We start from the raw sequence: 12,278 nt of genomic DNA on the forward strand, positions 1-12,278 counted from the left end.
TTCAGATTCGCAGTCGCCCGCGACACCCTTGCCTCTGGCTAACACTTCCCCTTGCCGGGTGTGTAGAGGACTTTCACCTCCAAGTCACCTGCTCGGCCACCACAGCCAAGCGGGTTGCGCTAACGCGCAACGCGCCATGCCTGGCGCACATAAAAAAACCCGCTTCCTCACGGAAGCGGGTTTTTTCAGGTCGCCGATCAATTACTTGATCTTGGCTTCCTTGTACACCACGTGCTTGCGGACGACCGGATCGTATTTCTTGATCTCGATCTTGTCCGGAGTGGTGCGCTTGTTCTTGTCGGTGGTGTAGAAGTGGCCGGTACCGGCACTCGAAACCAGACGGATCAATTCACGCATGATGTTCTCCCTTAAACCTTGGCGCCAGCGCGACGGATGTCGGCCAGGACGGCATCGATACCGCGCTTGTCGATGATACGCATGCCCTTGGCGGAAACGCGCAGACGCACGAAACGCTTCTCGGATTCAACCCAGAAACGGTGGTGCTGCAGGTTCGGCAGGAAACGACGACGGGTTTTGTTGTTTGCGTGGGAAATGTTGTTCCCGGTTACCGGACCCTTACCGGTAACTTGACAGACTCTCGACATGCCTCAGCCCTCTAAAACCACATGCCCAACCCGGCATGGGTTGGCCGCTTAATCTCTCAGTCTATGGCGCTAGGCGCCGTGTTTCCGGGGGTCTTATCGACCGGATCCGCTTGCGCGACAGACCGTGCCCCTAGAAAAGAGCGCTGTTTTATACCAGAAAGACTCGGCCACAACAACAGAAGATACATATCCTGATAGGGCCGAGCGCGCCCGGCCAGCATAGCGACAAGCCCCGCGCGCTGTCGACCGCTCGTCGCCGTGCCAGTGAAAAAGAGGGTGGTCATTTGACGATGCGCACACTAGGGTAGGACGTTTCCGACTGCATAGATAGACAAATGGGCCATCTGGCCAGCCAAGGAGCCACCATGCGTGCCGCCGCCCTTTCGTTGTTGTTCACTTCCCTGTTTGCCGTAGGCCTCGCCCAGGCAGCACCGCTTGCCGTCTGTACCGAGGCCAGCCCCGAAGGTTTCGACGTGGTCCAGTACAACTCGTTGACCACTACCAATGCGTCGGCGGATGTGCTGATGAACCGCCTGGTGGAGTTCGACGCCAGCCAGGGCAAGGTGGTGCCTAGCCTGGCCGAAAGCTGGACAGTGTCCGATGACGGCACGGTCTATGACTTCAAGCTTCGCAGCGGCGTGAAGTTCCATTCCACGAGCGGGTTCAAGCCCAGCCGCGAGCTGGATGCCGACGACGTGCTGTTCAGCTTCCAACGCATGCTCTACCCCGCCCATGCCTGGCACAAGACGGCCCCGGGCGGCTACCCGCATGCCCAGTCGCTGCAGTTGGGCAACCTGATCAAGCTGATCGAGGCGCCGGAGCCACACACCGTACGCTTCACCCTGACCCACCCGGACGCCACCTTCCTGGCCACCCTGAGCATGGGCTTCGCCTCGATCTACTCCGCCGAGTACGCCGACAAGTTGCTCAAGGCCGGCACGCCGGAGAAGCTCAACAGCCAACCAGTGGGCACCGGGCCGTTCGTGTTCCAGCGTTTCCAGAAGGACGCCGTGGTGCGCTACCGCGCCAACCCCGACTACTTCGCCGGCAAGCCGGCCATCGACCCGCTGATCTACGCCATCACGCCGGACGCCAACGTGCGCCTGCAGAAGCTCAAGCGTGGCGAATGCCAGGTGGCGCTGTCGCCCAAGCCGCTGGATATCGCCGAAGCCGGCAAGGACGGCAGCCTCAAGGTGGCCTCGACCCCAGCCTTCATGACTGCCTTCGTCGCCCTCAACAGCCAGCATCCGCCACTCGACAAGCCCGAGGTACGCCAGGCGATCAACCTCGCCTTCGACAAGCCCGCCTACCTCAAGGCAGTGTTCGAGGGCACCGCCACTGCGGCCAACGGTCCCTACCCACCCAACACCTGGAGCTACGCCAAGGACTTGCCCGGCTACGCCCTCGACCTGAAAAAAGCCAAGGCCCTGCTGGCCAAGGCTGGGTTGGCGGACGGCTTCGCCACGACGATCTGGACCCGCCCTTCGGGCAGCCTGCTCAACCCAAACCCGAGCCTGGGCGCACAGATGCTCCAGGCAGACCTTGCGAAGATCGGTATCAAGGCCGAGATCCGCGTCATCGAGTGGGGCGAGCTGATCCGCCGCGCCAAAGCTGGCGAGCATGACCTGCTGTTCATGGGCTGGGCGGGTGACAATGGCGACCCGGACAACTTCCTCAGCCCGCAGTTTTCCTGCGCGGCGGTGAAGTCGGGAACCAACTTCGCGCGTTTTTGCGACAACCGCCTGGACCAGTTGATCAGCGCCGGACGCACCACCAACGACCAGAGCGTGCGCAGCCGCCTGTACCAGCAGGCCCAGACGCTGATCCACCAGCAGGCCCTATGGCTGCCGCTGGCCCACCCGACTGCGGCGACCTTGCTGCGCCAGGGTGTGGAGGGTTATCAAGTGAGCCCGTTCGGACGGCTGGATTTGAGCAAGGTCTCCGTCAATCGCTAAAGCCCTGTAGGAGCGGCCTTGCGCCGCGAAAGGGCCGCAACGCGCCCCCTGGGCTCTACTGCCCACCACGAGGCAAGGGGCTGCTGCGCAGCCCTTTCGCGGCACAAGGCCGCTCCTACAGGATGGTGAAGGCCTGGGGATAGCTAGGTTACGAGCCACCCCTGCTCCAGCATCGACAGCGGCTCCCCGTCGCCAATGATGATGTGATCCAGCACCTGCACATCGATCAACGCCAGCCCCCGCTTCAGCGAAGCCGTCAGGTGCACGTCATCCTGGCTCGGCTCGCTGTTGCCCGAAGGATGGTTGTGGCACAAGATCAACGCCGCCGCATTGTGCCGCAATGCGCGGCGCACCACTTCCCGGGGGTAGACGCTCGCCCTGTCGATCGTGCCGCGAAACAGGATCTCGAACGCAATCGGCCTGTGCTTGGTATCCAGAAACAGGCAACCGAATACCTCGCTGGCCTCATGGCGCAGCATGGATTTCAGGTAGCGCCGCACAGTCGCCGGACTCTCCAGGGCCGGCTCACGCTCGATGGACTCATCCAGATAACGCCGGCCAATCTCCAACAAGGCCTGCAATTGCGCGTACTTCACCGGGCCCAGGCCAGGCTCGCCGAGAATGGCCGCTCGATCAGCCTCCAGAAACGGCCTGAGGCCGCCAAAACGGACCAATAGGCCACGCGCCAGGTCCAATACATTGCGCCCTGCGACCCCGGACCCCAGCAACACTGCAAGCAGCTCGGCATCGGATAGCACGGCGGCACCGCGCTGCAACAGTTTCTCCCGCGGCCGTTCGTCCGCCGGCCACTCCCTGATGTTCATACCCCTCCTTGCGTGCTACTGCGGCCCGTTTCGGCCCTGTGTTAATCTATCCCGCTCCGTAGATGCGACGTTCTGCCGCAGGCAGTTGTCGTCGCCGCCCGCTTTCACTGGAAAAAGGCAAGCCTATGCAGCGGCTGTATCGCAAGCGCATCGTTCTCGGCGTGGGTGGCGGCATCGCCGCCTACAAGAGCGCCGAGCTGATTCGCCGACTCCTGGAACACGGCGCGCAGGTGCGCGTCGTCATGACCCGGGGTGGTGCCGAGTTCATCACCCCGCTGACCCTGCAGGCGCTGTCCGGCCACCCGGTGCACATGGATCTGCTCGACCCCGCGGCCGAAGCGGCCATGGGGCACATCGAACTGGCCAAGTGGGCCGACCTGGTATTGATCGCCCCGGCCACGGCCGACCTCATGGCACGCCTGGCCCAAGGCATGGCCGACGACCTGCTGACCACCCTGGTGCTGGCCACCGATGCCACTGTGGCCGTCGCCCCGGCGATGAACCAGGCCATGTGGCGCGACCCGGCCACCCAGGCCAACCTCGACCTGCTCAAGAGCCGCGGTATCCAGGTGTTCGGCCCCGCCTCCGGCAGCCAGGCCTGCGGCGACGTGGGCCTGGGCCGCATGCTCGAGGCCACGGACCTTGCCTGGTGCGCGGCCGAGAGCTTCAAGCGCCAGGCACTGACCGGCAAGCATGTACTGATCACCGCCGGCCCCACCCAGGAAAACATCGACCCGGTGCGCTACATCACCAATCATAGCTCCGGGAAGATGGGCTTCGCCCTGGCCGAGGCGGCCGCCGAAGCCGGGGCTCGGGTGACCCTCGTCACCGGCCCCGTACACCTGCCGACCCCCGACCGGGTCAACCGGATCGACGTGGTCAGCGCGCGGGACATGCTCGCGGCGTGCGAGGCGGCCATGCCGTGCGACCTGTTCATCGCCTCGGCTGCGGTCGCGGACTACCGCCCGGAAGTCGTCGCCCCGCAAAAGCTCAAGAAAGATCCTACGACCGGTGACGGCATGCTGCTGCAGATGGTGCGCAATCCGGATATCCTTGCGACTATCGCCGGCCGTACCGACCGCCCGTTCAGCGTCGGCTTCGCCGCCGAGACCGAACACTTGCTCGATTACGCCACGCGCAAGCTCAAGGACAAGAACCTCGACCTGATCGTCGCCAATGATGTGGCCAACCCCAGCATCGGCTTCAACAGCGAGGAAAACGCCCTGACCGTGATCGACCGGCAGCAGCACCAGACCCTCTTCGCGCAGACCAGCAAGGGCAAGATCGCCCGCCAGCTGGTCGCCTTCATCGCCGAACGGCTCAACCAGGTTCAATAAGTTACATGCACGCTCTTCAAGCCAAGATCCTCGACCCTCGCCTGGGCAACGAATTCCCGCTGCCGCAGTACGCCACGCCCGGCTCCGCCGGCCTGGACCTGCGCGCCATGCTCAAGGAAGACACCGTCCTGGAGCCGGGCCAGACCCTGCTGATCCCCACCGGCCTGTCGGTCTACATCGGCGACCCGGGCCTGGCCGCCCTGATCCTTCCGCGTTCGGGCCTGGGCCACAAGCATGGCATCGTGCTGGGCAACCTGGTCGGCCTGATCGACTCGGACTACCAGGGCGAACTGATGGTCTCCTGCTGGAACCGCGGCCAGACGCCGTTCACCATCGCCATCGGCGAGCGTATCGCCCAGCTGGTGCTGGTGCCGGTGGTGCAGGCGCATTTCGACATCGTCGAATCGTTCGACGAGAGCCAGCGCGGCGCTGGCGGCTTCGGCCATTCCGGTAGCCACTGAGCCGATAGACCGACCGTTGGGCCATGGACGGCGAACTCTCTGGCAAATGCATCGTCCAAGCGTTCAGTTTGCGCCTGCCCAGAAGCCTTTGATGATTGGAGCACCCCAGAGATGAACGACATGGCCCACCTGGTCCCCGCACTGCCCGAGAGCATCTTCCGCGCCTATGACATTCGCGGCGTGGTCGGTAAAACCCTGACGGGCGAGACCGCCTACTGGATCGGCCGCGCCATCGGCGCCCAGAGCCTGGCCCAGGGCGAACCCCAGGTTTCGGTTGGCCGCGACGGCCGCCTGTCCGGCCCAATGCTGGTGGAACAGCTGATCAAAGGCCTGGCCGATGCCGGATGCCAGGTCAGCGACGTCGGCCTGGTGCCGACCCCAGCGCTGTACTACGCCGCCAACGTACTGGCCGGCAAATCAGGCGTGATGCTCACCGGCAGCCACAACCCACCTGACTACAACGGGTTCAAGATCGTCATCGCCGGCGACACCTTGGCCAACGAACAGATCCAGGCCCTGCTGACCCGCCTCAAGACCAACGACCTCACCCGTGGCGAAGGCCGCGTCGAGAAGGTCGAGATCCTCGAGCGCTACTTCCAGCAGATCACAAGCGACGTGAAGCTGGCCAAGAAGCTCAAGGTCGTGGTCGATTGCGGCAACGGCGCCGCCGGCGTCATCGCCCCGCAGCTGATCGAAGCCCTGGGTTGCGACGTCATCCCGCTGTTCTGCGAGGTCGACGGCAACTTCCCCAACCATCACCCGGACCCAGGCAAGCCCGAGAACCTCGAAGACCTGATCGCCAAGGTCAAGGAAACCGGTGCCGACATCGGCCTTGCCTTCGACGGTGACGGCGACCGTGTGGGCGTGGTGACCAATGCTGGCAGCATCGTCTACCCCGACCGCCTGCTGATGCTCTTCGCCCAGGACGTGCTGTCGCGCAACCCCGGCGCCGAGATCATCTTCGACGTCAAGTGCACCCGCCGCCTGACCCCGCTGATCGAACAGCACGGTGGCCGCGCACTGATGTGGAAGACCGGCCATTCGTTGATCAAGAAGAAGATGAAGCAGACCGGCTCGCTGCTGGCCGGCGAGATGAGCGGGCACATCTTCATCAAGGAACGCTGGTACGGTTTCGACGACGGCATCTACAGCGCCGCGCGCCTGCTGGAAATCCTCAGCAAGGCCGGCCAGGACGCCGAAAGCCTGTTCGCCGCGTTCCCGAACGATATTTCCACGCCGGAAATCAACATTGATGTGACCGACGAGAGTAAATTCAGCATCATTGATGCACTGCAACGCGACGCTGCCTGGGGCGATGCCAACCTCACCACCATCGATGGTGTGCGGGTCGACTACGCCCATGGCTGGGGCCTGGTCCGCGCCTCCAACACCACACCGGTGCTGGTGCTGCGCTTCGAGGCCGACAGCGACGCCGAGCTGCAACGTATCAAGGCTGTATTCCGCGAGCAGTTGCTGCGGGTCGAACCAGGCCTGCAACTGCCGTTCTGACGACTATCCGTTCCTTACCTGGAGCCCTGCATGACCCTCGATCGCGATGCCGCTTCCCATGTAGCCGAGGTTTTGTCCGAAGCACTGCCCTACATTCGCCGCTTTGTCGGCAAGACCCTGGTGATCAAGTACGGCGGCAACGCGATGGAGAGCGAAGAGCTCAAGACCGGCTTTGCCCGTGACATCGTGCTGATGAAGGCCGTGGGCATCAACCCGGTGGTCGTGCACGGTGGCGGCCCGCAGATCGGCGACCTGCTCAAGCGCCTGTCGATCGAGAGCCACTTCATCGACGGCATGCGCGTCACCGACTCGGCGACCATGGACGTGGTGGAGATGGTGCTGGGCGGCCAGGTCAACAAGGACATCGTCAACCTGATCAACCGCCATGGCGGCAGCGCCATCGGCCTGACCGGCAAGGATGCGGAGCTGATTCGCGCCAAGAAGCTCACCGTCAGCCGCCAGACCCCGGAAATGACCCAACCGGAAATCATCGACATCGGCCATGTGGGCGAAGTGGAAAGCGTCAACACCGACCTGCTGAACATGCTGGTCAAGGGCGACTTCATCCCGGTGATCGCTCCGATCGGCGTGGGCAAGAACGGTGAGTCGTACAACATCAATGCCGACCTGGTGGCCGGCAAAGTGGCCGAGGCGCTGAAGGCCGAGAAGCTCATGCTGCTCACCAACATCGCCGGCCTGATGGACAAGCAAGGCACCGTGCTGACCGGCCTGACCACCGAACAGGTCAACGAACTGATCGCCGACGGCACCATCTACGGTGGCATGCTGCCGAAGATCAAGTGCGCACTGGAAGCGGTGCAAGGCGGCGTGAACAGCTCGCACATCATCGATGGGCGCGTGCCGAACGCCGTGCTGCTGGAGATCTTCACCGACAGCGGTGTCGGTACCCTGATCACCAATACCAAACGCTCCTGAGTCGTCAGCACCGCCCATCGCCGGCAAGCCGGCTCCCACAAGGACTATGCTGGCCCCTGTGGGAGCCGGCTTGCCGGCGATGGGGCCAGTGAGCACAACACGGCTGCAAAAAAGGCGACCTCGATGGTCGCCTTTTTTGTGCAGCGCGGGAATCAGATCCCGTACTGCGCCCGGTAGGCCTCGACAGCCGGCAGGTGTTGCTTGAGCTGCGGGTCGTCGGCCAGGAACTCCAGCACCTGGGTCAGCGACACGATGCTGACCACCGGGATGCCGAAGTCGCGCTCGACTTCCTGGATCGCCGACAGCTCGCCATTGCCGCGCTCTTCGCGGTTCAGCGCGATCAGCACGCCTGCGGCCTTGGCCTGCTGGGCATTGATGATCTGCATGACTTCGCGAATGGCGGTACCGGCAGTGATCACGTCGTCGATGATCAGCACGTCACCGGCCAGCGGGGCGCCGACCAGGCTGCCGCCTTCGCCGTGATCCTTGGCTTCCTTGCGGTTGAAGCACCAAGGCACGTCGAGCTGGTGTTGCTCAGCCAAGGCCACGGCAGTGGCCGCCGCCAGGGGAATACCCTTGTAGGCCGGGCCGAACAACACGTCGAACGGGATCTTGCTGTCGACGATGGCCGCGGCGTAGCAACGCCCCAGCTGGGCCAGTGCGGAACCTGTGTTGAACAGGCCGGCATTGAAGAAGTACGGGCTGGTACGCCCCGATTTCAGGGTGAACTCACCGAAGCGCAGAACCCCGCGATCGATGGCAAAACGAATGAAGTCGCGCTGATACGGCTGCATGAAGAGTCCCGAATACCACGGATTTAGCTAAATGAGTTGAGCTCGGGTATCATACACGCACGAGATTTTTGGGGCCATTTATGCGGATCATCAGTGTGAACGTAAATGGCATTCAGGCTGCGGCCGAGCGTGGACTGCTCAGCTGGCTGCAAGCCCAGAATGCCGACGTCATCTGCCTTCAGGATACCCGCGCCTCGGCCTTTGAACTCGACGACCCAGCTTTCCAGCTCGATGGCTATTTCCTTTACGCCTGCGACGCGGAGGTGCCAGCCCAAGGTGGCGTGGCACTGTACTCGCGGATGCAGCCCAAGGCAGTCATCACCGGCCTGGGCTTCGAGACAGCCGACCGCTACGGGCGTTACCTGCAAGCAGATTTCGACAAAGTCAGTATTGCCAGCCTGCTGCTGCCTTCGGGCATGAACGGCGACGAAGACTTGAACCAGAAATTCAAGTTGATGGACGATTTTGCCAAGTACCTGGACAAGCAGCGCCGCAAGCGTCGCGAGTACATCTATTGCGGCTCGTTGTACGTGGCGCAGCAGAAGTTGGACATCAAGAACTGGCGCGACAGCCAGCAATCGCCGGGCTTCCTGGCGCCGGAGCGTGCCTGGATGGATGCGATCGTCGGCGACATGGGTTACGTCGATGCCCTGCGCGAGGTCAGCCGTGAAGGCGACCAGTACAGCTGGTGGCCGGACAACGAGCAGGCCGAGATGCTCAACCTGGGCTACCGGTTCGACTATCAGATCCTCACCCCGGGCCTGCGCCGCTTCGTGCGCAATGCACGCCTGCCGCGCCAGCCGCGCTTCTCCCAGCATGCGCCGCTGATCGTGGACTACGACTGGACGTTGACCATCTGACCTTTGGGGCTGCTTTGCAGCCCATCGCGGGACAAGCCCGCTCCTACAGGTATCGTGCAAGACCCTGTGGGGGCCGGCTTGCCGGCAATTGGGGCAATTAGTCTTACTTGATCGGCCGCCAGATCAGCGGATAGCGGTAAGGCTTGCCTTCATTGGCCTTGACCCCCGCAAGGATGGCCAGGACCAGCACCGCCACCGTCAGGATGGCGAACAGCACGATCCCCACCAGCACGAACATCAGCAGGAAGCAGATGAACCCGGCGATGGTCACGCTGATCTGGAAGTTCAGCGCTTCCTTGCCCTGGGCATCGATGAACGGGTCCAGTTCGCGCTTCCAGATCCACATCACCAATGGGCCCAGCAGGTGCCCGAGCGGCACCACCAGGCCAAGCAGCGCCGAGAGGTGGCAGAACATCGCCCATTGCCGAATTTCAGCGTTGGGCGGCGTGATCGGTAGATCAGGTTCGTTCATGTTCCACACCTCCTTGGCGTAGCGATCAATCGGCCAGCGAGGCCTTTTGCAGTTCGAAAATTTCGTTCATGCCCTTCTGGGCCAGGGCCAGCATGGCGTTGAAGTCTTCCGGCTGGAAGGGCGCGCCTTCGGCAGTGCCCTGCACCTCGATGAAGCCACCGGCGCTGGTCATGACCACGTTCAGGTCGGTCTCGGCGGCGGAATCTTCCAGGTAGTCCAGGTCGAGCACCGCTTCGCCCTGGTACATGCCCACGGACACAGCAGCGATCATATGCTTGAGCGGGTTGCCGCCCTTGAGGCCGCCGCGCTTCTTGATCACCGCCAAGGCGTCGCACAGGGCAACCATGGCGCCGGTGATCGAGGCGGTGCGGGTACCGCCGTCGGCCTGGATCACGTCGCAGTCGACGTACAGGGTGATATCGCCCAGCTTGCTCATGTCCAGCGCAGCGCGCAGCGAGCGGCCGATCAGGCGTTGGATTTCCAGGGTGCGGCCACCCTGCTTGCCACGGCTCGCCTCGCGCTGGTTACGCTCGCCGGTGGAACGCGGCAGCATGCCGTACTCGGCGGTCAGCCAGCCTTGGCCCTGGCCTTTTAGGAAGCGGGGAACACCATTCTCGACGCTGACCGTGCAGACGACCTTGGTGTCGCCGAACTCGACCAGTACCGACCCCTCGGCGTGCTTGGTGTAGTTGCGGGTGATGCGGATCGAGCGGAGCTGATCGGCGGCGCGACCACTTGGACGTTTCATCTGGGATACCTGTACCGGGACTTTGAATCTGCGAAGCATTATAAGGCCCGCCGCCCTGGGAAGACATGCCTATTGTCGCGGCCCGGCAGCCTGTCGTCTTTTCCTACCCTGGCGCCAGGCAGTCTGTAACATGGGTGGATTGGGCGCCCGCGCCGCACTGCGTTACAATCCCGCGCCTTGCAGCCGAAAGGCTTCTTCGTTCATTCAGACTTAGCGAGGTACTCCCCCATGGTGCACAGCATGACCGCTTTTGCTCGAGTCGAGCGCGCCGGCAGCCAAGGCACCCTGGCCTGGGAGCTACGTTCGGTCAACCACCGCTATCTGGAGCCCCACCTGCGCCTGCCCGAGGCCCTGCGCGACCTGGAAGGCGCCGTGCGCGAAGGGCTGCGCCAAGGCCTGTCGCGCGGCAAGGTGGAATGCACCCTGCGCCTGAGCGAAGACAGCACCGGCAAGCCTTTGCAGGTCGATCGCGAGCGCGCCGCGCAGTTGGTGGCCGCTGCAGAAACCGTCGCCGGGCTGATCAAGCAGCCGGCACCGCTCAACCCCTTGGAAGTCCTCGCCTGGCCAGGCGTGCTGGTGGCTGACGCCAGCGATCCCCAGGCGCTCAACGCCGAAGCCATGGCCCTGTTCGACGAAGCCTTGGCCGAGCTCAAGGCCGGGCGTCAGCGCGAAGGCCTGGAGCTGGCCCGGCTGATCAATGAACGCCTGGACAGCATGGCCAGCGAAGTCACCACCTTGCGTGCCCTGGTGCCACAGATGCTGGCCGCCCAACGCCAGCGCATCCTCGACCGCTTCGCCGACCTGCAGGCCGAGCTCGACCCGCAGCGCCTGGAGCAGGAGATGGTCCTGCTGGCGCAGAAGAGCGACGTCGCCGAGGAACTGGACCGGCTCAACACCCACATCACCGAAGTGCGCCGAGTGCTCAAGTCCGGCGGTGCCGCCGGCCGGCGCCTGGACTTCCTGATGCAAGAACTCAACCGCGAGGCCAACACCCTGGGCTCCAAGGCGTTCGACCCGCGCAGCACCCAGGCGGCGGTCAACCTCAAGGTGTTGATCGAACAGATGCGTGAACAAGTACAGAACATCGAGTAAGGCCACCCCTACCATGAACCACAGCAGCGGCACCCTCTATATCGTCTCGGCCCCTTCCGGTGCCGGCAAGACCAGCCTGGTCACGGCATTGACCAAGGACGACCAGCAGATCCGCGTCTCGGTCTCCCATACCACCCGCGCCATGCGTCCGGGCGAGCAGCACGGGGTGAACTATCACTTCGTCAAGCACGACGAATTCAAGGCCCTGATCGAGCAAGGCGACTTCCTCGAGCATGCCGAGGTCTTCGGCAACTTCTACGGGACTTCGCGAAGCGCGTTGCAGCAGACCCTCGAGCAAGGCTACGACCTGATCCTGGAGATCGACTGGCAGGGTGCACAGCAGGTGCGCAAGCTGATGCCCGAAGCATTGTCGGTGTTCATCCTGCCGCCGAGCCAGCAGGCCCTGCGCCAGCGCCTGGACAACCGCGGCCAGGACAGCGAGGCAATCATCGAAGGCCGCATGAAGGAAGCGGTCAGCGAGATGATTCACTATGACGAGTACGACTACGTCATCATCAATGATGATTTCGACGTCGCGCTGAAGGAATTGAAGGCAGTGTTCGTTGCTAACCGCCTGCTGCTGAAGAAACAGCAGCAACGTCATCAGGCGCTGCTCAAGCAACTGATCAGCTGAAATGCAATCGCGGGACAAGCCCGCTCCCACAGGAGCCCGCAAACTCAAAGA

Annotated in this window: 13 protein-coding genes and 1 pseudogene; 8 read left to right on the forward strand and 6 right to left on the reverse strand. The window is 63.3% G+C overall.

The genetic code is table 11. The features are described from left to right. Positions 1–201: 201 nt before the first annotated feature. Positions 202–357 (reverse strand): 50S ribosomal protein L33, encoded by a 156-nt coding sequence (gene rpmG / locus ACNFG0_RS20510; protein ID WP_003253507.1) that lies wholly within the window; start codon positions 355–357, stop codon positions 202–204. Positions 358–368: 11 nt separating this feature from the next. Continuing rightward, the gene (gene rpmB, locus ACNFG0_RS20515; RefSeq protein ID WP_043212989.1) at positions 369–605 is read right to left on the reverse strand and encodes a 50S ribosomal protein L28; all 237 of its coding nucleotides are present in this window, start codon (positions 603–605) and stop codon (positions 369–371) included. A gap of 365 nt (positions 606–970) precedes the next feature. On the opposite strand from rpmB, the gene ACNFG0_RS20520 reads away from it, so the two are divergent. Beyond that, positions 971–2,560, forward strand: a complete 1,590-nt coding sequence (locus ACNFG0_RS20520; RefSeq protein WP_416766181.1) for an ABC transporter substrate-binding protein — start codon at positions 971–973, stop codon at positions 2,558–2,560. Between the two features lie 143 nt (positions 2,561–2,703). On the opposite strand, the gene radC is transcribed toward ACNFG0_RS20520, so the two are convergent. Then, positions 2,704–3,384: a RadC family protein gene (radC, locus tag ACNFG0_RS20525; RefSeq protein WP_416766183.1), complete on the reverse strand. Its 681-nt coding sequence runs from the start codon at positions 3,382–3,384 to the stop codon at positions 2,704–2,706. Positions 3,385–3,509: 125 nt separating this feature from the next. Here radC and coaBC point away from each other — a divergent pair, with 125 nt between their 5' ends. The 4 genes and pseudogenes from coaBC (at position 3,510) to argB (ending at position 7,627) form a co-directional block, all read left to right on the forward strand. After that, the gene (coaBC, locus tag ACNFG0_RS20530) at positions 3,510–4,721 is read left to right on the forward strand and encodes a bifunctional phosphopantothenoylcysteine decarboxylase/phosphopantothenate--cysteine ligase CoaBC (RefSeq protein WP_196144713.1); all 1,212 of its coding nucleotides are present in this window, start codon (positions 3,510–3,512) and stop codon (positions 4,719–4,721) included. Between the two features lie 5 nt (positions 4,722–4,726). Further along, complete coding sequence (dut, locus tag ACNFG0_RS20535) at positions 4,727–5,182, forward strand: dUTP diphosphatase (RefSeq protein WP_196144714.1); 456 nt, start codon at positions 4,727–4,729, stop codon at positions 5,180–5,182. A gap of 135 nt (positions 5,183–5,317) precedes the next feature. Then, positions 5,318–6,691 (forward strand): annotated as a pseudogene (locus ACNFG0_RS20540) (phosphomannomutase/phosphoglucomutase); the annotation flags it as partial. 30 nt (positions 6,692–6,721) lie between these two features. Then, positions 6,722–7,627, forward strand: a complete 906-nt coding sequence (argB, locus tag ACNFG0_RS20545; RefSeq protein ID WP_084855342.1) for an acetylglutamate kinase — start codon at positions 6,722–6,724, stop codon at positions 7,625–7,627. Positions 7,628–7,779: 152 nt separating this feature from the next. On the opposite strand, the gene pyrE is transcribed toward argB, so the two are convergent. Next, the gene (gene pyrE / locus ACNFG0_RS20550) at positions 7,780–8,421 is read right to left on the reverse strand and encodes an orotate phosphoribosyltransferase (RefSeq protein ID WP_011536401.1); all 642 of its coding nucleotides are present in this window, start codon (positions 8,419–8,421) and stop codon (positions 7,780–7,782) included. 80 nt (positions 8,422–8,501) lie between these two features. Between pyrE and ACNFG0_RS20555 the strand changes: the two genes are divergently transcribed. Next, positions 8,502–9,281 carry an exodeoxyribonuclease III gene (locus ACNFG0_RS20555; protein WP_084855341.1) on the forward strand — a complete coding sequence of 260 codons (780 nt, stop codon included), beginning with the start codon at positions 8,502–8,504 and terminating at the stop codon, positions 9,279–9,281. Between the two features lie 103 nt (positions 9,282–9,384). On the opposite strand, the gene ACNFG0_RS20560 is transcribed toward ACNFG0_RS20555, so the two are convergent. Together ACNFG0_RS20560 and rph are read right to left on the reverse strand one after the other, a co-directional pair. Then, positions 9,385–9,753 carry a DUF4870 domain-containing protein gene (locus tag ACNFG0_RS20560; protein WP_196144716.1) on the reverse strand — a complete coding sequence of 123 codons (369 nt, stop codon included), beginning with the start codon at positions 9,751–9,753 and terminating at the stop codon, positions 9,385–9,387. A gap of 25 nt (positions 9,754–9,778) precedes the next feature. Then, a complete protein-coding gene (gene rph / locus ACNFG0_RS20565; RefSeq protein ID WP_084855339.1) occupies positions 9,779–10,501 on the reverse strand; it encodes a ribonuclease PH in 723 nt (240 codons plus the stop codon). A gap of 228 nt (positions 10,502–10,729) precedes the next feature. Here rph and ACNFG0_RS20570 point away from each other — a divergent pair, with 228 nt between their 5' ends. Both ACNFG0_RS20570 and gmk read left to right on the forward strand, forming a co-directional pair. Continuing rightward, the gene (locus ACNFG0_RS20570) at positions 10,730–11,593 is read left to right on the forward strand and encodes a YicC/YloC family endoribonuclease (protein WP_196144717.1); all 864 of its coding nucleotides are present in this window, start codon (positions 10,730–10,732) and stop codon (positions 11,591–11,593) included. A 13-nt stretch (positions 11,594–11,606) separates the two neighbouring features. Further along, the gene (gene gmk / locus ACNFG0_RS20575) at positions 11,607–12,227 is read left to right on the forward strand and encodes a guanylate kinase (RefSeq protein ID WP_196155890.1); all 621 of its coding nucleotides are present in this window, start codon (positions 11,607–11,609) and stop codon (positions 12,225–12,227) included. Positions 12,228–12,278: the final 51 nt, after the last annotated feature.

The organism is Pseudomonas sp. NY15372 (genome assembly GCF_048068215.1).
GTDB lineage: Bacteria > Pseudomonadota > Gammaproteobacteria > Pseudomonadales > Pseudomonadaceae > Aquipseudomonas > Aquipseudomonas guariconensis_A.